Below are 21,976 nucleotides of genomic sequence, written 5' to 3' on the forward strand. Positions count from 1 at the left end.
AATAATGAACTTAAAAAAAGCGCTTAAAATCTGTCTAGGCATTTTAACCCTCTTTATCGCAATTATTCTAGCCTATGTCGGCTACGTTTATTTCAGTTATTCTAGAATCGCTGATAATTTATCTGTAGAAACGATTCAAAAGGCAAAAGCAACACAAGTTTCAACGAACAAAGAATACAAAATCACAACTTTTAATATCGGATATGGATCGTATACACCAGATTACACATTCTTTATGGACGGTGGAAAACAATCGAAAGCAGTCAGTAAAGCAAGTGTTGTCGAAAATATCTCTGGTGTCATTGATACAACGAAAATGATCGATCCAGATTTTGCTTTATTCCAAGAAGTTGATAAAAAGGCTACTCGTAGCCGCGGTGTGGATGAAGTGACTCAAATTACGCAACAGTTTAATGACTATTCAAGTGTATTTGCCACCAACTATGATTCAGCGTTTCTAATGTATCCTATTTTAGATCCAATTGGTAAGTCTCAATCAGGTATTCTTACGTTGAGTAATCGTGAAATTGAAGAGGCTACTCGCTATAGCTTACCAATTGAAACTAATTTCAATAAATTTTTTGATTTAGATCGTGCCTTTACGGTGTCCAGAATACCAGTTGAGAATGGCAAATATCTAATGCTGTACAATGTTCATTTATCTGCCTATATTAAAGACCAAAAAATTCAAAAAGAACAAGTTCATAAATTATTCGATCATATGGAAAATGAATACAAAAAGGGGAATTATGTAGTTGGCGGTGGTGATTTTAATCATGATCTGCTAGATTCTTCGACTGAGACATTTAAAAATGACACAAAAGAGGAATATACTTGGTTGCAACCTTTTCCTAAAAAAGAGCTGCCGAAAAATTTACATGTAGCAACGTTGAATGAGACGGAAACACCTGTACCGTCAGTCCGTAATTTAGATAAGCCTTATCAAAAAGGGGAGTCATTTGTAGCATTGATCGATGGGTTTATTATTTCAGATAATGTAGAAAATATCGGTGGAAAAGTGATTGATGGTGCATTTAAAAATTCAGATCATAATCCAGTTGAGCTGACATTTAAGTTAAATAAATAAAAAGAAACGAAGCCAGAACAAGGGGCTTCGTTTCTTTTTTTTAAGTTAACCTTCCGTTTTTACGACAGTTTCTTTGCCATCATTCATAATTAGCGCAGTATGGCTGGCAACTTTGACACCATCTGCATCGTAATCAGTATTTGAGAAATTAGCAATGACAGACAATTTCTCACCAAATTCCGTTTTTTGAACCAAACGGTCATCGGTCAATACGTTAAAATCAGTCATTTCATGTTGCAATGCTGCTTTTTGGAAAGGACTCCAGAGTTTAGCATTTTCTGAGATATCTTGTTTATGTTCTTCCCAAGCGGCTTTGTCGATATGCATCATTGGTGGAGTGTTGTATAAATACTCTTTCATTCGACGTTCACCAACTTGATTTTTGATTTTATAACTATCCCATTCCCATTGATGAGAAGTGATGACAGAACGGTTGTAAACAAGTTTATAAAGAGGGAGAGAATAAACAGGGTCGGTATAAATTGGTTTATATTCTTCCTTGATCGGTACAACTTTTTTGTATTTTGTTGGAATTCCACCGTCTAATGCAGCGTAACTTCCTACATAGTATTCACTTTCTTTATTTTCACGCATATCAGGATCGGACCACATAATGACAGGTGTTTCGATTCCGTGAGCAAAAACCATATTTTTTGACGCAAAATCATTCCCGCCTTCAGACCCGACAACTAAACCATTTTGATTGAAATAATCCATTCGTTTCAAGCGTCCTGCTACGTCTTCACTTTGTGTTGTCAGATGTTCTGGACTATAGTCATTGTAAATTTCACCTGCGGCGTCTGTATCTAAAAACCAAGAATTGAATGGAATTTTATTTTGCATGATGCCAGTAAAACGTTCTTTTACATCAGGAAAAATTTGTGTTGGGTTAAGTTTACGTCCTTTTCCTAAGAAACCAGCAACTTTTTCACCATTTTTCTTCGTAACTGTGGCATTTTCGTATAGATTTTTGTTAGGGAAAGAAGCAGTATTCCAATCGATGCTAGCATTTTCTTGAATCGATTGATAAGAATCATAAGGACCAATCAGATAGCCTTCATCCGCTGCGGTTTTGACCATTGCTGGATTCATCAGTCCATTCGCCCAGTTTGGTAGACCGATCCAAGCGTTCTCAACACCTGAGGCTTTCATCTCTTTGAAAACATCAGAAGAAGTTGCTTGTCCCCATTGTTTAATAGGCGGAGTCAACTCACCTAACACGCTAGCTAGAAGATGTTTATTTAATGTGTACCGTTCTTGTTCACTAAGTGTATCGATCCCTTTATCAATCAATTTTTGTGCTTGTTCATCTGGATTTTTGAAGATGTCTTTATTATAAAATTGCGGATATAGTAGTACATAATTGATCGATGTTAAGAACGTATTTTTTTCATATTTATACCCTTCATTGTTTTTAAATGCTTCTAAAGCTTTTAAATATTCTTCAGAACCATCTTCACCATATTGAGTCAATAATTCAGCGATCCATTGAAAAATTGGCTCATCTACCATAGAGGGTAGTTTCCCCCATTTGATATCTTCTGTTGTTAAGATACGGCTATTCCAAAAGTAAACTTGGATGGCACCACGCATTTTTTTGATCTCAGGATTTTCTTTTTCCTTTTCATCTAGTGTTTTGAATTCACCTAAATTGATGCGATCCATTTGATACGTTTTAGCGATTGCGACAGGGTCATTATCGGTAACATATAGTCGGTAATTCATTGTTTTATTTTTGTCGAAGCCAATAAAATTGTGGCTAGCTTCCAAGGTCAGGTGAGGCTCTGTCTTTGTTAATAGATCACTATTGAATGGGTTATCCATTACAAAAGTTGTGGCAAATGTTTCTTGATTGGTTGTAAAAAAGCTCATTGAAAATGCTTCGCTCATTGATAATTCTTCATTTTGTTTAAAATAGGCAAGCCATTCTTTTTGATCATTGGGAATCGTTTTTCCTTCTGCAATGGGTAGTACATAGTTTTTAGCATCTAGTTTAGGCCAGGTAAAAGAGTTATCTTCATTCGATAAACTGGTAAGAGCAACAGCGATATGATTTTTTTCTCTTTTCAGTTTTACTTTAAGTTGTTCATTGGGGTAAGTCCAGCTGACTTCTTCTTTGCTTTTTTTTAAATCGGTGACTTCTTTTGGAGCTTGAGGTTTTGAAACTTCTGCAGTTTCGCCATTTTCAGTAATAGAAACAGTGAATGTTGCAGGATCAACATCAAAAGAAAAATCAGTTTTGGCATAGGTTTTGTTTTTCTCGATTTCATTGTTGACTATTAGTTTTTCTGATTTGTTTGTTGCGTTGGTTTGATTGACATTACATCCTGATAAGGATAGTGTGATCGCGGCTAAGCCGAGGTAGATAGACAATTTTTTCATGAGTTCCTCCTAATATAAAAGCTGAACGGGCTCGTTTGGTTCTGACAGAAAAATAGGGAAATATGACTGAGGTATTTTTTGTCTCATTCATATTTCATCTTTTTTCCGAGGAACAAGCTCGATAAGCTAGATAATATAAAAGCTGAACGGGCTCGTTTGGTTCTGACAGAAAAATAGGGAAATATGACTGAGGTATTTTTTTGTCTCATTCATATTTCATCTTTTTTCCGAGGAACAAGCCCGATAAGCTAGATAATATAAAAGCTGAGCGGGCTCGTTTACCTTTTTCCCGAAGAGCCGAATCGCTCAACTCAATAATGTAAAACAAGTCTACCAAGCAAATGTTACAGAAAAATGCCAAAATCAACCAAAAAAACAAGCGCAAAATGCTACACTTGTTTTTCCGGTTTATAAAATTGTAAAACAAAGATCAATGTCTGATGAACTAATCTAGCTTCAATCGTAAATCCGTGTTCATCCATAATCGATCGAACGATGGATAAGCCTAACCCTGTTCCAGACAAGTTTTTATTCCGCGATTTTTCATGAACGTAAAAGGCTTCCCAAAGTTTATTTACATCAAAATCAGTGGTTAGAGAGGTTTGATTACTAATCGTAAACTCAATAAATGCTTCTGTTTCCCGCCAACTTGCTTGAATTTCTTTGTCAGTAGTATATTTGAGACCATTCGTTAGTAAGTTTTCAAACACTCGCTTGATTAAAATTGGATCAGCTTCGATTAATGGAAGAGGTGAGTCTGTATCTGCTTCCAACAATAGAATTTCCTCTTTTTCTAGGGTGGGTGTCAGTTCCATAACTGTTTGCTTCCAAGTATCTGATAATTGCATAGGGACTTTATTGATCGGTTGTTGTTGCTCTAATTTTGCATAATCTAACATCTGATCGACAATATCATTTAGACGCTGGGTTTGTTGTAAGATCACTTCTAGATAAGTTCCATCGTCTAAGCCGTCCTCAATACCTGAACCATATGCTTTGATTAGAGCGATAGGTGTCTTCAATTCATGCGTTAAATCGGCTGTAAATTGTTTTAGCTGTTCATTTTTAGCAAGTAAGTTCTTTTGATAGGTTGCTAAGGCGTAACTCATTTTATTGATGCTGAGCGCTAATTCACCGATTTCATTTGCTGGAATATCATCCGTTGTTACAAAAGTCAGTGTCGTGATTTCTTCTGCTACTTTCTTTAGGTTGACTAAAGGATCGGTTATTTTCCGCACAGAAACATAAATCAGTACAATGATTAGAATCAACGTTAGGCTTAATGAAATAAAATTAAATGTATTGATCAGATTGGCTGTTTCAGAAAAATTCACAGTAGAGACACCAACTAAATAAAAGGTATCGTCGATCACTTGCATCTCAACCAAAAAACTAGACTTCTGTTTGCCTTGATCAAAATTTCGCTGAATCGGTTTAGGGCTATTTTGGAGCTGATCTACTGTTTCTTGTGTAACCCAAAAACGATTCAACGCGACTTTTTTTCTATTTAATTCTACATTCAAGGACTCATTAAAATCATCAAGTGAAGTACCATCTAACTGTCGTGTGATGATGGTGACTTGATTGCTTTCTTCCAATTCTGCTAGTTGTTGTTCTGAAGTAGCATGTTGTTGAATATCGGTCATAACCGAGGTGACTTTATGGTCCATTTTTGAAAAATAGTAATAGGGAACAATCAGACTATTTAAAAGAAACATGACGATAAAGCTCCCTATGATAATCGATGAAAAGGTCAAAGTGAGTGTGGTACTGATTTTTCTAGTTTTCTTTTTCAATGAGATAGCCCACTCCTCTTTTGGTGGTGATGATCTCATCGCCAATTTTTTCACGAAGTCTTCTAATATGTGTATCAACCGTTCGTTCTACACCATCATAGTCCATTCCCCAAACGCCAACTAAAAGTTGTTCTCTTGTTAAAATACTTCCGCGATTATTGATGAGCATCATCAACAAATCAAATTCTTTTTTTGTTAAATCCAATGGTTGGTCATCTTTCCAAACGTTTAAATTAGTTGGTTGGATCAGCAAGTTTTTTACATAAAATGAATGGGTTAGACCAAGCAATTTTTTGACGCGCAGTAATAGTACTTGTGGATGAAATGGCTTTGTGATGTAGTCATCAGCACCGCTGGATAAAGAAAGAAATTCATCTTCACCAGTTGATTTTGCCGTTAGCATGAGAACTTTCAATGAACTTTCAGCTTTGAACTTTTTAATGACTTCGATTCCATCCATTTTTGGCATCATCCAATCGATGATCGCTAAATCTAATTTTTCTTTATAAAAAATATCTAAAGCAGCTTCACCATCTAGCGCGGTAAATACTGTGAATCCATCTTTTTTTAAATAGGCACTCACGATTTGTACCATTTCTGGACTATCATCTGCAACTAAAATATTCACGTACAAAACTCCTTTTACAGCTTCGTTATTTTTTGTTTGAGTAAGAGAAATTGACACAGTAGTAAAAATGAAAAAATTCCGATCAACGGTAAATCTGCAAACATGACGAAATGGCTTGGTGCATACAACATATCTGAAAACCATGAATTGGATTGCTTAAAAAATAGTGTATAGAGATATTCTGTTATAATCAAGCCTAAAACACTACTGGGAATAATAAGTAATAAAGGTTCGATAAAAAGCTCACTAGTTACTTGGAGAGCTGTGCTACCTAACATTTTTTTGATAATCAGTTCTTTTTTATCCAATATCATGCTTCTTTGAAAAGAGATGAAAAGATAAAAAACGCCGAATAAAAACAAACCAATACTGAAAATAAGTAACGCGATGTTTAAACTCTCCAATAAAGTAATTAAATTTTCGCTAGCATTTGATTGAGTAAAAGCGTCTAGTGAATCGATTTCTTCTATTCTTCTTTGTTCCTCTATTCTTCCGAAATGAACTGCGGTGATCCAACCATGGAGCAAAACGCTCAAAACAAAAAAATAAAGAACAGTAAAAATGCTTTTAAAAAAAGCAGCCCCCTTGCTTCGCAGGAGACTATTGCCACTATCTTTTAAAATATAGTAAAAGTTATTCATCTCAACAATCTCCCAACAACAAGCATAACAGTATGACATACGAAACTGTTCTTAATATGCTTTACTTATTTATCGTACTTGTATAATTTAAATTCTTCAATTAATTGAATCAATTTTTCTGCATAGTCTGGGTCGGTAGCATAACCACCATTTTGCAAAGCAACAGCAGCTTCTTGATAATTCTTACTGGTTTTGATTCCTTCGTATGTGCTACCTTTTAAAAATTCCATGTGATCGACCATTGATTCTTGAACCGTCTCATATTTTTTAAACGAATCATCGATCGTAATCCGTTCACCATCAATAAACTCATCTGTGGGCATGATACTAGACTGTTCATTAAAAGCTCCTTTGATCCCAAATAGATTTTTCGCTTCTACCGCTAAATCACTACGGCCCCAGTCAGATTCTAAAATTGCTTGAGCAATGGTGATACTGGCGAATAAATGAGTTTGTTTTTGTAAAAGTTTCGCTTCAGATGCTATTTCATCAATAAAAATCTGCTGATAAGCAGTTGCTTCATCTTGGATTGGTTGTTCTTCTTTATTAAAAATAAGGAAAAGGCTAGCAAATGAAAGAAGTAGAATCAATAGTAATGGTAAAATATTTTGTTTTTTTAGAATGCCTTGATTCATGTAATAACCTCTTTTCTTTTAGTGTTACATTCAGTATAGAGGTTCAATGTTACAAAAATATGCCAAAGAAGTTAATATTTGTTTGGCTTTCTTAAGAATTGCTTCAGTTTGATTAAGTCGATGCCTGACACAAAGGAAGATAGAACCAGAAAAAGACGACGGATAAGAAAGATTGAGGTGTTCTTTTTGTTGTTGTGAACGAAATAACATTTTGCACAGCTCCAAACAAACCCCTTTACAAGATCAGAAAAATCATTTATGATAACTTCTGTAAATACCCCTAAGGGTATAAAGGAGGAGCATATGTTTTCATTTTTAAAAGGAAATTCAATTAATACTACTGACCTTCAGCAAATGCTAGATTCAAAACCAATCATGATTGATGTTCGCGAAAAGAGTGAGTTCACTGCTGGTCATATCCCGAACGCTAAAAATGTCCCATTAAGTAAAATTTCAACCTATCAATCAAAAGAAAACCAACCAGTTTATGTGATTTGTCAATCTGGAATGAGAAGCAGACAAGCAGTCAAAAAACTAAAAGCAAAAGGAATCGATGCGATCAACGTCAAAGGCGGAATGAGTGCTTGGCGTGGCGTCGTCAGAGGAGGAAAATTATAATGCGTGTAGTGATTATTGGTGGTGTAGCAGGTGGCATGTCAGCCGCAACCAGATTAAGAAGACTATCAGAAGAAATCGAGATTATCGTTTTAGAAAAAGGACCCTATGTTTCATTTGCAAACTGCGGATTACCCTATTATGTATCAGGAGAAATCAGTGAACGCTCAGAACTGATTTTGCAAACACCAGAACAATTGAAGAAAAGATTCAATATTGATGTTTATCCAGAAACAGAAGCAATTAAAATCGATCGAATAAATAAAACAGTTTTAACGAATGCAAACGGTAAAGAGAACACGTTCAGTTATGATAAACTGATTCTTTCACCGGGGGCACAACCAGTGATACCAACAATTGAAGGACTGGATGAAGCAACAAATGTTTATACCCTAAGAAACGTCCCCGATGTCGATAAGATCGTAGCGACTGTTAAAAATGAACAACCCAAACAAGCCGTTGTGATTGGTGCAGGCTTCATCGGCTTAGAGATGGCGGAGAATTTAAGTCACCTAGGTATCGATGTTACGATCGTAGAAGCAGCTCCACAAATTTTACCGCCTTTAGATGAGGAAATGGCTGCCTTTGTTGAAAAAGAATTAAAGGCAAAAGGAATTACTGTCTATACCGGAGCTGGGGCAACAGCTTTTAAAGAGGCTGGTCAAACAATCGAGTTAAGCTCAGGTGAAACAATTTCAAGTGATTTCACAGTGCTATCGATCGGTGTTAAACCTTCAAGTGATTTAGCTGTTGCAGCGGATTTGAATACAGGCTTACGTGGGGGGATTATTGTAGATGAAACCTATCAAACCAATGATCCAGATATTTATGCTGTTGGCGATGCAATCGTTGTGAAACAACAAATCACAGCAGAAGATGCGTTGATTTCACTTGCGTCACCAGCTAATCGCCAAGGGCGCCAAGTAGCAGACGTGATCACAGGCGTTGCTCGGAAAAACCAAGGAAGCATTGGGACGGCAATCGTTCGAGTGTTTGATCTTGCTGCAGCAAGCACAGGATTAAGCGAGCGTCAATTACGCAACAGTAATCTAGAATATAAGGCTGTTCATACAACATCAAAAAGCCATGCAGGGTATTTTCCAGGAAGTCAGCCAATTGTGATGAAGTTACTTTTTCATCCTGTAACAGGTAAAATTTACGGAGCACAAGCGATTGGACAAGATGGTGTAGATAAGCGAATTGATATTATTGCGACTGCGATCAAAGCAGGAATGACCGTTATGGATCTGCCAGAGTTAGAATTTACGTATGCACCGCCATTTGGATCAGCGAAAGACCCTGTTAATATGATCGGTTATGCTGCAACCAATATTGTAGAAGGTTTCTCTGACAATATTCAATACTACGAATTAAAAGAAGCATTGGCGAACGGAGCCTTTTTATTAGATGTGAGAAATCCAGGAGAGTTGAAGAACAATGGTTCATTATCTCAAGCTAAAAATATTCCATTGGACGAATTAAGAGAGCATTTAGCGGATCTGCCAGCGGATAAAGAAATCATTGTTAGTTGTCAAAGTGGACAAAGAAGTTATTTAGCTGAACGTATTTTAAAGAATAATGGTTTCAATGTTAAAAATTTAGATGGAGCATTTCAAATATATAGTGCAATTTACCCTCAGGAGGTTATTAAATAATGTATAAATCAATCATGATCGATGAATTTGAGCAATTAGAGAAAAGAAATGAACTAGCTATCATAGATGTGCGTGAAGAAGATGAATACGTTTCAGGACACATCAAAGGCGCAAAAAGTATGCCACTGAGCATGCTACAAGAGACGGCAGAATCGTTGGATAAAAGCCAACATTACTATATTATCTGTCATGCTGGTGGTCGTTCACAAATGGCAAGTGAATATTTTGCTTCATTAGGGTATGATGTTACTAATGTGATGGGCGGTATGTCTGCCTGGAGAGGAGAAGTTGTGGATGGCTTGTGATCCTAAACTAGCGAACCGCTTAAAACGTTCAGAAGGACAAATTCGCGGGATTTTAAAAATGATGGATGAAGGAAAAGATTGCCGAGAAGTTGTAACCCAATTGATGGCAGTTCGTTCAAGTATCGACAAAGTTATTGGACTTGTCGTAACTGAAAATCTAAAGCAGTGTATGGAAGATGAAAATATCGATCTGGCTGGCGAGGATATGGCGAAAGCGCTAGAAATGATCGTAAAAACGAGATAAATAAAGGGTTGCTGCTGTTTCCGCCTTTTATTCATAAAGAAGTCGAAAATCAGTATGCTGCTGATTTTCGACTTCTTTATTTTAAAGTAATTGGAACTTTCTTTTTTAATAACCAGCCTTCTTTTTCCAGTTCGCCTAAAGAAATTGACACTCTAGATTGTGATGTACGGCAGAATTTTGATAACACTTCTTGTGTAATAAATTTTGGTAATTCTAGTTGTTCGTTCTCAGTTAAGATACCAATATGATCACTCAAATAGGTCAGTGCATGTTTAATTCGTTCTGTAGTTGGTAAATGAAGAAAATTGAAATAACCATAATGCCGTTGGAAGATATCAGAAAAATTAGATAGGAGTAATTCATAAAAGAGCGGTTCTTCATTTAATGAATGGAGAAGCCGTTCTTTTGATAAGCAAAAAATCGTAGCGTGTTCGCTAATCACTCGAATGCTGTGTTCTTTTTGTTTAAAAGTAGAAAAACTATCCAAGCCAAAAAAATCATTTTGAAAAATAAAAGAAGAAATATAACGTTTGCCATCATTAAGAATTTCAACACAAATAACACCTTCGACAACATAATAGATATTTTCAGTTTTTTCATACTCATCGATGATTAAAGTGTCTTTCACATAAGTTTTTTCTGTCCAGTTATTCTGTAAATCTTTTTTTAAATAGTCAATTAAGCTCAGATTATCTTTATATAACTCGATTGTTTAGTCCTCCTTTTATGTGAAAATAATTAAAAATTTTAAGTATAAAAAGTATAGCATAAACGGACAGTTTTTTTGAGCTTATCCCATAAAAAGTCAAGAGTAGGCAATTTATATCATTGATATAAATTGTTTTTTTTGTTTCCTCTAAAATAGGATTTACCAACTGAGTGTGTGGCTGAGATGATACAGCATACAACTAGGAAAGGGAGGATGTAGGTGAATTATGACGGGAATAGACCCATCTACCAACAAATTATCGAGCAGGTCGAACATTGGATTGCTAGTAATCAATGGCAACCAAATGAAAAAGTACCATCTGTCAGACAATTGGCAGAAGATTTAGATGTAAACCCAACAACGGTTCAACGGGCTTACAGTGTTTTAGAACAAGAAGAAATTTTGATTAGTCAGAGAGGGATTGGAAAATTCGTGACAGAAAAAATAGATAAGATAACAGAGTTACGTTTGCGATTGATTGAAGCACATATAGAAGCTTTTATCACTCAATTACAAAAACTTGATTTAACACAGAATGAAAGGGAGCACATCATTGAACGGATTGTGAGGAGTGCAAATGAATAAACTACAAGCAAAAAATATTGGCAAACGATATCAAACAAATAGTTTTCAAGAGTTGTCTTTTACCTTGAATGAAGGGCAAATTCTCGGCATTCTCGGAAAAAACGGTACAGGGAAAACAACGCTATTAGACTGTATTTCTGGACAAAAACAAATCAGCACAGGGATGATCCTATATAATGACCAGCCACAAACTAGTACTGTATTTAAAACGAGCATAGCTTATGCTTCAACGATAAACTATTTTGAAGATTCGCAAACGATTAGACAAGTATTGATTGAATATACGTTGTTGTTTCCAGGTTTTCAGTTAGAAAAAGCCGTGGAGCAGTTGGAAATCTGGCATATCTCAGCGAAACAAAAATGGCAGGAACTCTCAGAAGGCAGTAAAGTCAAAGTAAAGATTGCGTGTGAATATGCTAAAGCAACAAGCATTTTTCTATTGGACGAACCCTTTGCCTATTTAGATTATTCCTCCCGAATACAAGTGAAAAAAATGTTAAGGAAAGCTAGTGGTGAAAACAAGATAATTTTAGTTTCGACTAATTTTATTGAAGAGATGGATACTTTATTTACAGATGTATTGTTTATGAATCCCAATCGCTATTGCGAAGTAATTAATTTGGAAGATCTGAGGGAACGAAAAGGTCTGTCCCTAAAAGAAATCTATGAGGAGGAAGCCAATGATACGTTTATTTAATTTTTATCATGAAAAAAGTAAGAAGTTCTTTTTAAGTAGTTTGCTTTTGATCTTAACCAGCTATTTTGCTAAATATGTTTTTCAATTAACGATACCCGAATCTCAATGGGAACGTTTGCCGATTTTACTCTCTGTAGCGGCATCTGTCATTTTAACTTGGCGCATCAATCAATTAGACATCCAATCGAATCATCGAACGTTGGCTAGTACGGCTAATCAGTCAACTCTTGAGAAAATCGGTGCAAAATATTTACTTTCTTATGTTCAGGTGCTTGTGATCGGTGCAATAAATTTAGTGTTTAATTTTACAACGATTTCTCTAGGAATAGGGGAGCTGCTGCTATTGTCTGTAGAGCTGGCTGTTTATCTTGCAGGTATGATTAGTTATTTGATTTTACTTAGAGGTGTTATTTCTAAATTGTGGTTGCCGAACTTTTCCAAAACATTTGTAGTAGCGATTGCTTGGATCATGATCGTTTTATTGAATGACGTGGCACGTTATTATTTCCCTCAAAGCATGAATGTTACATTGCCAGTTAATAATGGAGCGTTTTACCCAAGTACATTTATTCTAAATGCGTGTCTATCAGTAGCCATTATATTTGTTTATCTTTGGCTAGACAAAAACCAATTGAAAGACAATGAATAGGGGGAGAAATATGTATCAGCTGAAAAAAGTATCGAAAAGTTTTACGATCGATAATAAAAAAGAACCTGTCTTACATGACATAACAACTACATTTAAAGCTGGCGATTTTGCTTTGATATTAGGTGCAAGCGGTAGTGGCAAGACGACCTTGTTAAATATTATTAGTGGGTTGGATACGGATTACGAGGGAGACATTCTTTATGAAGGGCAAAATTTGAAAACAGAAAATATGGATGATTTCCATAAAAATGAAATCGGTTTTGTTTTTCAAAGCTTTAATCTAGTTTCACATTTATCGGTACTTGAAAATGTCAAAAGCGCTCTTTATTTAGATAAAACACTAAGTCCCTCTGAGCGTACAGATCGAGCAATTCAACTTTTGACCAAAGTTGGATTAGCCAATCATGCGCATAAGTACCCTAGTCAACTTTCAGGAGGACAAAAGCAGCGTGTAGCAATCGCTAGAGCCCTTGCCAATGATCCTAAAGTGATCATTGCAGATGAACCAACAGGAGCTCTTGATTCAGTCACAGCAGCTTCAATTATTGCGTTATTAAAACAATTGAGCCATGAAGGAACATTAGTGATTACAGTGACTCATGATGAAAGTTTAATGAGCTATGCAACTAAAATTTTAAGGGTCAAAGATGGTCGTATCTTAAGTGACGATCGCATCAAAGAACCGAATAGTAGTAAAAATCAGTTGCAAAAAAAAGTTTCATCAAGAGTTTCACTCTCTTTAGATGCTACCTTACAGCTTGTGAGTAAAAACTTTTTTAGTCGGATTTTGAGAAATTTGTTAGTTGCTTTTGGAACATCAATTGGTATTACAGCCATTTTGTTGGCCTTAGGTATTGGCAATGGAATTACAGGAGTGCTGGGGGATTTTTTTCAAACAGCCTATTCTCCAAACCAAATCACCTCGTACTATCAAGATCCTGAGCGTGGCGGACCGCCGAGACCGTCAGAATTATTGAAAAATGAAGAAATCAAAAAACTGAAAGAATTCTATGCAAGTGAAGGACTTACAGAAGTTTACGAGAGAGCCAATCTTACGGGCATTCGTTTTAAATATGAAGATCAATTGATCGAAAAACTAGCACCAAGTCAAATGGATGAAGCAAATTTAAATAAAGAAAGATACAAAACAAATACGGTGGAAGAGGGTTATCTATTAGCAGGGACGTTTATCACAGCGGATAAACCTGGAATCGTTTTGCCTGCTTCTGGGGCACGAGAAATAGTCGGATTGAAAAATTCAGAGTTAACTGAAGAAAATGTAAAACACTTGATCTCAAAACCAATCACTTTGGTTTATCAAGGAAGAGAACAAGGAATGGCGGATACTCCGATAGAAATTGAGACCGTGATTACAGGAATTACTTCACCAGAAGAAGAAGGCTTTGTTCAAGGCTTTATGGCATCTAGCCAAACGTTTGATGAAATGGTCAAATGTATTGGTATCGAAAAACCAATTTATACGGTCGATGCATTTGCAGAAAATCCTGAAACCGCAGAAGCTTTTATTGAAAAATACAAAGACGATCCCAAATATGAAAATTATGCAATTACGAATGCCTCTTCATTCTTGGATACGTTCAAACAATTTACGGATATTATTGTTTACTTATTAGCCTTTATTGCTGGACTTTCTCTGATCGTTGCAGGTGTGATGATTGCAGTTGTTTTATATATCGGAGTGGTGGAAAGAACCAAAGAAATTGGTGTTTTACGCTCTATTGGTTATAAAAAAGGATATATCAAACGGTTATTCAGGATGGAAGCAATCTATATTATGCTCTTATCTAACGGTATCTCAGTCGTTTTTGCTTACCTAATCCAATTTATAGCAAATCCATTGATTGAATCCAATATAGGCTTTAACCAAGTTATTCAAATCGCCCCCCTTAATGCATTAGCTACATTAACTATTACTGGAATCTTAGGCGTGATTTTCGCTTTGTATCCAGCGGCAAAAGCAGCAAAATTAGATCCAATAACAGCTCTACGCTATGAATAAAAGAAGGAAAGTAGGAAAAATAAATGAAAAAATTATGGAAAAATAAGCTATTTAAATATGGATTGATTAGCATCGTTTTAGTCGTATTAGGAGCAGCTGGATTTTTAGGCTATTACCGAATGGCTAGAGTTCAAGGTGTGATTTCAAGCTATGAAATCAACGGGACACTAAAAGAAAGGTCCGATGCCCATAGAGCTGTTATTTACACCCAAGATCGTGCATTTAAAAATCAAGTAATCGAAGAACTTAAAAAAAATCTAGTGGACGAAAATATCTATGTGGAAGTGAAACCAGTTGAAGAGGTTGGAGAGAACAGAATCGAAGAATGGGACAAAGTGCTCATCTTATCTACAGTTCAATCAAGTGATCCTCCTAAAGTTGCATTAGATTATATTAATAAACATAAAAATGAAAAGAAATTAAGTGTTTATTTAACCGCTGATTCAAGTACATGGTCAAAAGATCCAGGACATCTTGACGTGACAACTGCCGCATCTAAATCAGAAAATGTCACCGTATTTAGTAGAAAAATGAAAGAATTTTTGTTGTATTAAGAGAGAAGAGTTAGGAAAAATAAACTAAATTTTATTTCGCTGTAGAATTTTATGGAAATCTAGTCCAATATTTCCATAAAATTCTTTTTTTAAGAACAGTATGAATTAAGATAATCTCCCTCATATTTAGTTTTTGAGAACGCATAGAGATCTTAACTCCAGAAGAAATGCGCCAAAAAAATGGCCGCCAAACTTAAATTGATGGCTGAAAATATTATTAAGTGCGTTTCTCAAAGCTGACAGACTGTTGTCAAACCTCCATGATAATATTGTTCTTGTAAGACACTTTTATCTAAATCAGGAGGATTTTAAATGAAAAATAATAATGAATTTCCAACACCAACACTTATCGCAGTGAATGGAGTAGAGCTAGAGGTTTTTGAAGCTGGTCAACAAAATTTGGGACGACCTATCGTTCTCTGCCACGGATGGCCGGAGCATGCCTATTCTTGGAGACATCAAGTGAGTCCTCTTGTAGAAGCAGGTTATCACGTAATTATTCCGAATCAACGAGGGTATGGGAAATCTTCTTGTCCAAAAGAAGTCACAGCATATGATATTGAACATCTAACAGGTGATCTTGTAGCCTTATTGGATCATTATGAATACAAAGATGCTATTTTTATGGGGCATGATTGGGGGGCAAGTGTTGTTTGGAGCATGGCTTTATTGCATCCAGAGCGTGTTCGTAAAATGATTAACATATGTTTGCCTTACCAAATTCGAGGTGAGAAACCTTGGCTTGATTTTATGGAAGAAGTGTTTGGTGATGATTACTATTTTGTTCATTTTAACAAACAACCAGGTGTTGCAGATGCAATATTAGACGAAAATGCCTCACAATTTCTTCATAACTTATATCGAAAGAATGTTCCAGCACAAGGTCTTGGTGATGGAATGGAAATGATTAATCTAGCCAAAGCAACCAAGCCTTTAGGTGAAGCTGTTATGAGTGATGAGGATCTTTCGGTTTATATCTCAAGTTTCAATAAGACAGGTTTCACTCCAAGCATCAATTGGTACAGAAACCTAAATCGCAATTGGCATTTATTAGCGGATGTCTCTCCAATTATTCATCAGCCAACATTGATGGTTTACGGCGAGAAAGATAGTATCCCGCCACTTCCAAACATAAAAGATTTTGTCCCTAATATAGACGTTAAGAGTTTAAACACTGGTCATTGGATCCAAGAAGAAAGACCTGCTGAGCTTAATCAAATGATTTTGGAATGGCTGGAATAATGAGTGAAGACGTATTTTTTAGTAATCAAACAGAATTTATTGAATGGTTGGCTATTCATCATCAAACAACTCGTGAAATTTGGGTAGTTTTCTTTAAGAAAAAGACCAATAAAGCAAGTCTTACTTGGTCTGAATCAGTAGATTGTGCACTGTCGTTTGGTTGGATTGATGGAATACGGAAAACAGTTGATGAGGCCAGCTATAAAATTCGTTTTACTCCACGTAAGTCTAATAGTCTCTGGAGTAGAGTTAATGTGCAAAAGGTATATAAACTGATAGAACTCAATCAAATGAGACCAGAAGGATTGGCTGTTTTCAATCAAAGAAAAGATCAAAAAGGGTATTCAGCAGCCCATAGAAACATGATTCTAATGAAAGAATATGAGGATAAAATCAGAAAAAATCCAAGTGCTTGGGAATTTTTTAATCAACTTCCGTCTTCTTATAGAAGAGATTCCATTTGGTGGATAATGAGTGCAAAAAAAGAAGAGACCAGACTAAGAAGACTGGAACGATTAATTGATTCATGGGAAGAGAGAAAGAGGTTAAGACCTTAGAATTTTCACTTTGCTTTATTCCTACTGAGATGATCGTATATAAGAGAGTATGTCATTCGCTGTTTCTCTAATGAATTTTTATAGAGTAAGGATTTTTCTTATACTTTTATTTTTTTGCACATAAATTGTCTATCCACTCTTGTAAAAAGAACGTATGTTTGGTATCCTGTATTCATAAGGAGGGATAAGTATGAGTGTAGCATTTAGTGTAACAAAATGGGATGAAGAACCAATAGATAAGTCAAAGATTGATTTTCCAGTGAATCGGGTTCAGGCAGAGTATGAACTTGAAGGTGAGTTACAAGGAAAAGCTTGGGTGGAGTATCTTCTCTATTATTTGGAAAGCAATAAAGAAGATGGACACCTAGCAACAGCAAGAATCACGGGATTTCTTCACTTTGAAGGTGAATATAAAGGAAAAACAGGAACCTTTACAGCCGCTGAAAAAGGAATTTTTGATAAAGGCTCACTTGACTCTCCTGGTATGATCATTAAAAGCACTGGAGAGTTACAAGGACTGACTGGTTCCTATCAATATGACTTTGTTGGTGAAAATAGTAAGCTGATTTTGGATTTTAAGGACAATGAATAATCTATCAAGATTGTTTTATATTATGCATTATCTGACGATGCACAAGAAAGCCAAGGCAACAATACTAGCAGAACAACTGGAAGTATCGACACGCACGATTTATCGAGATATTGATACGTTATCTGCGTTAGGCTTTCCAGTGTACGCTCAAAGCGGACGGGATGGTGGAATTCGCTTGTTGGAAACTCACCATTTGTCCGCTACTTTTGTGGATGATGAAGAGCAAGACCAAATTATTTTAGCGCTGCAAAATTTAGCCGCGACTAATTTAAAAAGTGTTACTCCTTTAGTCAATAAGCTATCCTCCTTATTCAAAAAAGAAGTAGAACAATGGATCGATATTGATTTTTCCACTTGGGGACGAGAAGATGAAGCCAAAACGATCGGATTGATTACCAAAGCTAAAAATAAAAAAAAGTGTATCATTTTTTCTTACACCAACGGAAAAGGAAATAAGACGACAAGAGAAGCTATGCCGAATAAATTGATTTTTAAACAAAATGCTTGGTATTTAGCTGGTTACTGTTGTGTTAGAAATACGACCCGGTTATTTAAATTAAGACGAATGACTGAGCTGGTAATTTCCGAAAATGATATTGATGAAGCCAATTTAGTTAAAGACTATCAACCAGAATTTTCCAAGATATATGTAGAGTTTAAAATAAAAAATGAGCTATTTTATCAGGTAAAAGAAGACTTGCTAGATATCGAAATAGAGCAAGATTCAGAATATACAATTGTTAAGACTTGGCAATCGGAAGGTTCTTGGCTAACATCTTACTTATTATCGTTTGGTGCTTCTGTTGAAGTAGTGAAGCCAGTTGAATTAAAAGAAAAAATCAAAGAAGAGGTTACAAAAATCAATCAGATTTATTTTTGATTTGTTTGTTCAAGTCTTTTTCACGATTCCTCTTGAAACAATGACTATTGATTGAGATAATAGCAAAGAAAAGAGGGATCATTATGGGACAAATTTGGCTTGAGCGATTGCTTCGCTGGAATGCAAAAATTCAAAAATTATTGGTGGGAAGATATGCTCGAATGGATCAATTGAACAATACCCTAATGAAAGGGAGTTTGGTCTTATTACTGCTTAATTTATTTTTACCAACATCGATTGCTTTTTGGATAGCGGCGGCACTGTTGCTATGGATAAATTATCGTTTTTTCTCTAAAAGAATTTATCCACGCTCAAATGAAAATACCCGCTATGTTTTAAAAGTACAACAATTAAAAAAGAAACTTAGTACGACAAAAGAAAAATTCAAAAAGCGTAAGACGTATGCTTTTTTTAAGTGCCCAAATTGTAAACAACAATTACGAGCACCTAAAGGAAAAGGGCTGATCAAGATTACTTGTTCAACCTGTAAAGAGCAATTTAATAAAACAGTTTGAGTAAAGAACTTCTGAGAAGATTTGGTAGATCTCAGAAGTTTTTTTGCTTGGAAGAAAAACGAACGATCATTCATTCCTAAAGTTATTTGTTCTGTTTTTTTGTTATTCAATGAAAAAATTATGATATAATAGGAAAAACTTATTCAGGATTGTATTATCTAGCTTCACAGGCTAGCTCCTCGGAAAAAAGATAAAAAAGGATTGCGGCAAATAACGCCACCCTAATTTTTTCCTATTTTTCGGTCGGAGCCAATTGAGCCTGTTCAGCTTTTGTATTATCTAGCTTCACAGGCTAGCTCCTCGGAAAAAAGATAAAAAAGGATTGCGGCAAATAACGCCACCCTAATTTTTTCCTATTTTTCGGTCGGAGCCCATCGAGCCTGTTCAGCTTTTGTATTATCTAGCTTCACAGCTAGCTCCTCAGAAAAAAATGTGGTAGATAAAGCCACCCTCATTTTTTTTTGATCGAGGTAAATCAAAATGTTAATATCATTTAAATTAGGAGGAAACGATATGCGCGCAGTATTGACAGTTATCGGTAAAGACAAGGTAGGAATTATTGCAGGAGTCAGTCAAAAATTAGCTGAATTGAATATGAATATTATTGATGTTTCCCAGACGATTATGGATAGTTATTTTACGATGATGATGGTATTGGAAATTTCTGAAGACAATAATAATTTTGAAGCAATTCGCTCTGAGCTAAATACTCTAGGAGAACAACTAGGTGTGACAATCAGCATTCAAAATGAAGAAATCTTCAATGTTATGCATAAACTATAGGAATTAATTTTGTGGTACTAGTTTTTATATTACTTAGCTTCAAGAGCTAATCTTTCTGGAAAAAGATAAAAAAATAAATGAGACAAAGAACGTCTCAGTCATTTTTTTCCTAATTTCCAGTCAAGGTTGACCGAGCTCTTTCAGCTTTTAAATTTAGGAGGAAACTTTTTGGAAACAAATCAGATTTTGGAAACAATCCGCATGATTGAAGAAGAAAATTTAGATATTAGAACCATCACAATGGGTATCTCATTGCTAGATTGCATTGATAGTGACAGTGACCAAGCCTGTCAAAAAATTTACGACAAAATCACTCGCTTGGCGAAAAACCTAGTTAAAGTTGGCGAAGAAATTGAATCTGAGTATGGGATCCCCATCATTAATAAACGAATCTCTGTAACGCCTATCGGAATTATTGCTGCTGCAAGTCCAGACAAGGATTATGTAAAATATGCTAAAGCTTTAGATAGAGCAGCTCAAGCTGTCGGTGTCAATTTTATCGGCGGATTCAGTGCGTTAGTTGAAAAAGGCTACCAACATGGCGATGAAATCTTGATCAATTCAATTCCGCAAGCGTTGGCAGAAACAGAATTTGTTTGTTCTTCTGTAAATATTGGTTCAACTAGAGCTGGAATCAACATGGATGCTGTTCGACACATGGGGTATGTAATCAAAGAAACTGCTGCAAAATCTGATATGGGCTGTGCGAAATTAGTCGTATTTGCAAATGCTGTAGAAGATAATCCATTTATGGCCGGTGCCTTTCATGGCGTTGGTGAAGCTGATTGTGTGATCAATGTAGGGGTTAGTGGACCAGGCGTTGTTAAACGGGCGCTAGAAAAAGTTAAAGGTGAGCCGTTTGATGTTGTGGCAGAAGTAGTAAAACAGACCGCATTTAAAATTACCAGAATGGGACAATTGGTTGGTAAAATAGCATCAGAGCGCTTAAATGTTCCTTTTGGAATCGTTGATCTATCATTGGCTCCAACGCCAGCTGTGGGTGATAGCGTTGCCTACATTTTGGAAGAAATGGGCTTAGAAAGTGTAGGCACACATGGTACAACGGCAGCGTTAGCACTGTTGAACGATGCTGTGAAAAAAGGCGGCGTAATGGCTTGTAACCACGTTGGCGGATTATCGGGCGCATTTATTCCTGTTTCAGAAGATGCTGGAATGATCGACGCAGTTAATAATGGTGCTCTTAATTTAGAAAAATTAGAAGCAATGACAGCCATCTGTTCGGTTGGTTTAGACATGATTGCTATACCAGGTGAAACATCGGCTGAGACCATTGCTGCTATGATTGCTGATGAAGCGGCAATTGGTGTCATCAATCATAAAACAACAGCAGTTAGAATTATACCAGCTAAAGGCACAAAAGTTGGTGATATGGTCGAATTTGGCGGTTTATTAGGTCGAGCACCAGTTATGAAAGTGAACGATTATGCTTCCACTGACTTTATTCTCCGCGGTGGTCGAATTCCTGCGCCGATCCATTCATTTAAAAATTAGATTAAAAAGAGTCTATGAGTATTTGTGATAAAAAGATGTGTGGTATAATGAAAAGCATAGATAGACTATGTTTTGCCCAGTCTTTATCCGGTCTCAATAATAGTTATTGAACTTAAAAAAAGGGAGATTTTAATTCATGGAAATAAAACGTCAACAAGAAGTTGTAGAAGCTTTTCATTACGATATGCGTACACAAGATATGGAAGAAGTAGAGACAGATCTTAGAGTAGGTTTTTCACCAATTGAATCAACTGATGAGAACTATCCAAAAGAAAATTCGATCATCGCAGCTCGTTTAGAGTTTCGCTTAGTTTTTGAGGAATATTTGTTATCTGGTTCAGTTAGTCAAATCAATCATATCATCAACCATAAGATTGAAACCCAAGAAGATATCTCACAAGAAGAAGTAGATGAATTGGTTAGTCCGTTGTTCGATATCGTACAGCGTATGGCTTATGAAATCACTGAAATTGCTTTAGATAAACCAGGTATCCAATTAAACTTTCAATCAGCAGCTGAATAAAAGTTTATCTTCAAGAGTTTGCGATAGTTTTTGACTATCACAAACTCTTTTTTTTATCATTCTAGAAACAAAATAATACCCCTTGGCCTATTAAATCAGGTACAATGGATGTATCACTGAAAATGAATTAAATTTATTTTTAGGGCGGATCATTGAAGAATGCTCCCCGG

The 21,976-nt window shown here is 35.8% G+C and carries 24 protein-coding genes; 18 read left to right on the forward strand and 6 right to left on the reverse strand.

Annotated features, from left to right (window positions below):
- Positions 1 to 4: 4 nt before the first annotated feature.
- On the forward strand, positions 5 to 1,087 hold the full coding sequence (locus A5821_RS17075; RefSeq protein WP_086312150.1) for an endonuclease/exonuclease/phosphatase family protein: 1,083 nt from the start codon (positions 5 to 7) through the stop codon (positions 1,085 to 1,087).
- A 45-nt stretch (positions 1,088 to 1,132) separates the two neighbouring features.
- Here the strand turns inward: A5821_RS17075 and A5821_RS17080 are convergent, their stop codons facing one another.
- The 5 genes from A5821_RS17080 to A5821_RS17100 all read right to left on the reverse strand — a co-directional run bounded on the left by A5821_RS17080 (position 1,133) and on the right by A5821_RS17100 (position 7,169).
- Positions 1,133 to 3,469: a glycoside hydrolase gene (locus tag A5821_RS17080; RefSeq protein ID WP_086312151.1), complete on the reverse strand. Its 2,337-nt coding sequence runs from the start codon at positions 3,467 to 3,469 to the stop codon at positions 1,133 to 1,135.
- A gap of 389 nt (positions 3,470 to 3,858) precedes the next feature.
- On the reverse strand, positions 3,859 to 5,265 hold the full coding sequence (locus A5821_RS17085) for a sensor histidine kinase (protein ID WP_086312152.1): 1,407 nt from the start codon (positions 5,263 to 5,265) through the stop codon (positions 3,859 to 3,861).
- Positions 5,249 to 5,893, reverse strand: a complete 645-nt coding sequence (locus A5821_RS17090; protein ID WP_086312153.1) for a response regulator transcription factor — start codon at positions 5,891 to 5,893, stop codon at positions 5,249 to 5,251. Before A5821_RS17090 ends, A5821_RS17085 begins: the two co-directional genes overlap by 17 nt.
- A 14-nt stretch (positions 5,894 to 5,907) precedes the next feature.
- Positions 5,908 to 6,534 carry an FtsX-like permease family protein gene (locus A5821_RS17095; protein WP_170922912.1) on the reverse strand — a complete coding sequence of 209 codons (627 nt, stop codon included), beginning with the start codon at positions 6,532 to 6,534 and terminating at the stop codon, positions 5,908 to 5,910.
- A 65-nt stretch (positions 6,535 to 6,599) separates the two neighbouring features.
- The gene (locus A5821_RS17100) at positions 6,600 to 7,169 is read right to left on the reverse strand and encodes a glycoside hydrolase family 73 protein (RefSeq protein WP_086312155.1); all 570 of its coding nucleotides are present in this window, start codon (positions 7,167 to 7,169) and stop codon (positions 6,600 to 6,602) included.
- 303 nt (positions 7,170 to 7,472) lie between these two features.
- Between A5821_RS17100 and A5821_RS17105 the strand changes: the two genes are divergently transcribed.
- The 4 genes from A5821_RS17105 to A5821_RS17120 are packed head-to-tail and all read left to right on the forward strand — an operon-like array spanning position 7,473 to position 9,988.
- The gene (locus tag A5821_RS17105) at positions 7,473 to 7,787 is read left to right on the forward strand and encodes a rhodanese-like domain-containing protein (RefSeq protein ID WP_086312156.1); all 315 of its coding nucleotides are present in this window, start codon (positions 7,473 to 7,475) and stop codon (positions 7,785 to 7,787) included.
- Complete coding sequence (locus A5821_RS17110) at positions 7,787 to 9,439, forward strand: FAD-dependent oxidoreductase (RefSeq protein ID WP_086312157.1); 1,653 nt, start codon at positions 7,787 to 7,789, stop codon at positions 9,437 to 9,439. The genes A5821_RS17105 and A5821_RS17110 overlap by 1 nt, the downstream gene beginning before the upstream one ends.
- Positions 9,439 to 9,744 (forward strand): rhodanese-like domain-containing protein, encoded by a 306-nt coding sequence (locus A5821_RS17115; RefSeq protein ID WP_010773173.1) that lies wholly within the window; start codon positions 9,439 to 9,441, stop codon positions 9,742 to 9,744. Before A5821_RS17110 ends, A5821_RS17115 begins: the two co-directional genes overlap by 1 nt.
- Complete coding sequence (locus tag A5821_RS17120) at positions 9,734 to 9,988, forward strand: metal-sensitive transcriptional regulator (RefSeq protein ID WP_010773172.1); 255 nt, start codon at positions 9,734 to 9,736, stop codon at positions 9,986 to 9,988. Before A5821_RS17115 ends, A5821_RS17120 begins: the two co-directional genes overlap by 11 nt.
- Positions 9,989 to 10,064: 76 nt before the next feature.
- Here A5821_RS17120 and A5821_RS17125 read toward each other — a convergent pair whose 3' ends face one another.
- Positions 10,065 to 10,616, reverse strand: coding sequence for a Crp/Fnr family transcriptional regulator (locus tag A5821_RS17125; RefSeq protein WP_170922913.1), 552 nt, complete (start codon positions 10,614 to 10,616; stop codon positions 10,065 to 10,067).
- Between the two features lie 300 nt (positions 10,617 to 10,916).
- On the opposite strand from A5821_RS17125, the gene A5821_RS17130 reads away from it, so the two are divergent.
- The 13 genes from A5821_RS17130 (at position 10,917) to A5821_RS17190 (ending at position 21,806) form a co-directional block, all read left to right on the forward strand.
- The gene (locus A5821_RS17130; protein ID WP_249921807.1) at positions 10,917 to 11,282 is read left to right on the forward strand and encodes a GntR family transcriptional regulator; all 366 of its coding nucleotides are present in this window, start codon (positions 10,917 to 10,919) and stop codon (positions 11,280 to 11,282) included.
- Positions 11,275 to 11,979: an ATP-binding cassette domain-containing protein gene (locus A5821_RS17135; RefSeq protein ID WP_086312159.1), complete on the forward strand. Its 705-nt coding sequence runs from the start codon at positions 11,275 to 11,277 to the stop codon at positions 11,977 to 11,979. Before A5821_RS17130 ends, A5821_RS17135 begins: the two co-directional genes overlap by 8 nt.
- Positions 11,963 to 12,628: a hypothetical protein gene (locus A5821_RS17140; RefSeq protein ID WP_086312160.1), complete on the forward strand. Its 666-nt coding sequence runs from the start codon at positions 11,963 to 11,965 to the stop codon at positions 12,626 to 12,628. Before A5821_RS17135 ends, A5821_RS17140 begins: the two co-directional genes overlap by 17 nt.
- Before the next feature lie 10 nt (positions 12,629 to 12,638).
- Positions 12,639 to 14,648 (forward strand): ATP-binding cassette domain-containing protein, encoded by a 2,010-nt coding sequence (locus A5821_RS17145; RefSeq protein WP_086312161.1) that lies wholly within the window; start codon positions 12,639 to 12,641, stop codon positions 14,646 to 14,648.
- 23 nt (positions 14,649 to 14,671) lie between these two features.
- Positions 14,672 to 15,202 carry a hypothetical protein gene (locus tag A5821_RS17150; protein WP_086312162.1) on the forward strand — a complete coding sequence of 177 codons (531 nt, stop codon included), beginning with the start codon at positions 14,672 to 14,674 and terminating at the stop codon, positions 15,200 to 15,202.
- 312 nt (positions 15,203 to 15,514) lie between these two features.
- On the forward strand, positions 15,515 to 16,444 hold the full coding sequence (locus tag A5821_RS17155) for an alpha/beta fold hydrolase (RefSeq protein WP_086312163.1): 930 nt from the start codon (positions 15,515 to 15,517) through the stop codon (positions 16,442 to 16,444).
- Positions 16,444 to 17,001: a YdeI/OmpD-associated family protein gene (locus A5821_RS17160; RefSeq protein ID WP_086314272.1), complete on the forward strand. Its 558-nt coding sequence runs from the start codon at positions 16,444 to 16,446 to the stop codon at positions 16,999 to 17,001. The genes A5821_RS17155 and A5821_RS17160 overlap by 1 nt, the downstream gene beginning before the upstream one ends.
- Before the next feature lie 190 nt (positions 17,002 to 17,191).
- Positions 17,192 to 17,593, forward strand: coding sequence for a DUF3224 domain-containing protein (locus tag A5821_RS17165; RefSeq protein ID WP_086312164.1), 402 nt, complete (start codon positions 17,192 to 17,194; stop codon positions 17,591 to 17,593).
- Positions 17,586 to 18,473, forward strand: a complete 888-nt coding sequence (locus tag A5821_RS17170) for a helix-turn-helix transcriptional regulator (RefSeq protein WP_086312165.1) — start codon at positions 17,586 to 17,588, stop codon at positions 18,471 to 18,473. The genes A5821_RS17165 and A5821_RS17170 overlap by 8 nt, the downstream gene beginning before the upstream one ends.
- A gap of 83 nt (positions 18,474 to 18,556) precedes the next feature.
- The gene (locus A5821_RS17175; protein WP_086312166.1) at positions 18,557 to 18,988 is read left to right on the forward strand and encodes a hypothetical protein; all 432 of its coding nucleotides are present in this window, start codon (positions 18,557 to 18,559) and stop codon (positions 18,986 to 18,988) included.
- Positions 18,989 to 19,501: 513 nt separating this feature from the next.
- Positions 19,502 to 19,771, forward strand: a complete 270-nt coding sequence (locus tag A5821_RS17180) for an ACT domain-containing protein (protein WP_010773160.1) — start codon at positions 19,502 to 19,504, stop codon at positions 19,769 to 19,771.
- Positions 19,772 to 19,939: 168 nt separating this feature from the next.
- Positions 19,940 to 21,283 (forward strand): PFL family protein, encoded by a 1,344-nt coding sequence (locus A5821_RS17185; protein ID WP_086312167.1) that lies wholly within the window; start codon positions 19,940 to 19,942, stop codon positions 21,281 to 21,283.
- 136 nt (positions 21,284 to 21,419) lie between these two features.
- Entirely contained in the window at positions 21,420 to 21,806 is a 387-nt protein-coding gene (locus A5821_RS17190; RefSeq protein ID WP_086312168.1) for a DUF1149 family protein, read from the forward strand.
- Positions 21,807 to 21,976: the final 170 nt, after the last annotated feature.

The organism is Enterococcus sp. 7F3_DIV0205, from assembly GCF_002141365.2.
Classification (GTDB): domain Bacteria; phylum Bacillota; class Bacilli; order Lactobacillales; family Enterococcaceae; genus Enterococcus_L; species Enterococcus_L palustris.

What these genes read in the sequence shown, in the direction of transcription:
- A5821_RS17155 (WP_086312163.1), top strand. Translation starts at nt 15,515, where the DNA reads ATGAAAAATAATAATGAATTTCCAACACCAACACTTATCGCAGTGAAT.
- A5821_RS17075 (WP_086312150.1), top strand. Translation starts at nt 5, where the DNA reads ATGAACTTAAAAAAAGCGCTTAAAATCTGTCTAGGCATTTTAACCCTC.
- A5821_RS17170 (WP_086312165.1), top strand. Translation starts at nt 17,586, where the DNA reads ATGAATAATCTATCAAGATTGTTTTATATTATGCATTATCTGACGATG.
- A5821_RS17175 (WP_086312166.1), top strand. Translation starts at nt 18,557, where the DNA reads ATGGGACAAATTTGGCTTGAGCGATTGCTTCGCTGGAATGCAAAAATT.
- A5821_RS17120 (WP_010773172.1), top strand. Translation starts at nt 9,734, where the DNA reads ATGGCTTGTGATCCTAAACTAGCGAACCGCTTAAAACGTTCAGAAGGA.
- A5821_RS17080 (WP_086312151.1), bottom strand. Translation starts at nt 3,469, where the DNA reads ATGAAAAAATTGTCTATCTACCTCGGCTTAGCCGCGATCACACTATCC.
- A5821_RS17110 (WP_086312157.1), top strand. Translation starts at nt 7,787, where the DNA reads ATGCGTGTAGTGATTATTGGTGGTGTAGCAGGTGGCATGTCAGCCGCA.
- A5821_RS17160 (WP_086314272.1), top strand. Translation starts at nt 16,444, where the DNA reads ATGAGTGAAGACGTATTTTTTAGTAATCAAACAGAATTTATTGAATGG.
- A5821_RS17180 (WP_010773160.1), top strand. Translation starts at nt 19,502, where the DNA reads ATGCGCGCAGTATTGACAGTTATCGGTAAAGACAAGGTAGGAATTATT.
- A5821_RS17115 (WP_010773173.1), top strand. Translation starts at nt 9,439, where the DNA reads ATGTATAAATCAATCATGATCGATGAATTTGAGCAATTAGAGAAAAGA.
- A5821_RS17145 (WP_086312161.1), top strand. Translation starts at nt 12,639, where the DNA reads ATGTATCAGCTGAAAAAAGTATCGAAAAGTTTTACGATCGATAATAAA.
- A5821_RS17100 (WP_086312155.1), bottom strand. Translation starts at nt 7,169, where the DNA reads ATGAATCAAGGCATTCTAAAAAAACAAAATATTTTACCATTACTATTG.
- A5821_RS17095 (WP_170922912.1), bottom strand. Translation starts at nt 6,534, where the DNA reads ATGAATAACTTTTACTATATTTTAAAAGATAGTGGCAATAGTCTCCTG.
- A5821_RS17105 (WP_086312156.1), top strand. Translation starts at nt 7,473, where the DNA reads ATGTTTTCATTTTTAAAAGGAAATTCAATTAATACTACTGACCTTCAG.
- A5821_RS17135 (WP_086312159.1), top strand. Translation starts at nt 11,275, where the DNA reads ATGAATAAACTACAAGCAAAAAATATTGGCAAACGATATCAAACAAAT.
- A5821_RS17140 (WP_086312160.1), top strand. Translation starts at nt 11,963, where the DNA reads ATGATACGTTTATTTAATTTTTATCATGAAAAAAGTAAGAAGTTCTTT.
- A5821_RS17165 (WP_086312164.1), top strand. Translation starts at nt 17,192, where the DNA reads ATGAGTGTAGCATTTAGTGTAACAAAATGGGATGAAGAACCAATAGAT.
- A5821_RS17190 (WP_086312168.1), top strand. Translation starts at nt 21,420, where the DNA reads ATGGAAATAAAACGTCAACAAGAAGTTGTAGAAGCTTTTCATTACGAT.
- A5821_RS17150 (WP_086312162.1), top strand. Translation starts at nt 14,672, where the DNA reads ATGAAAAAATTATGGAAAAATAAGCTATTTAAATATGGATTGATTAGC.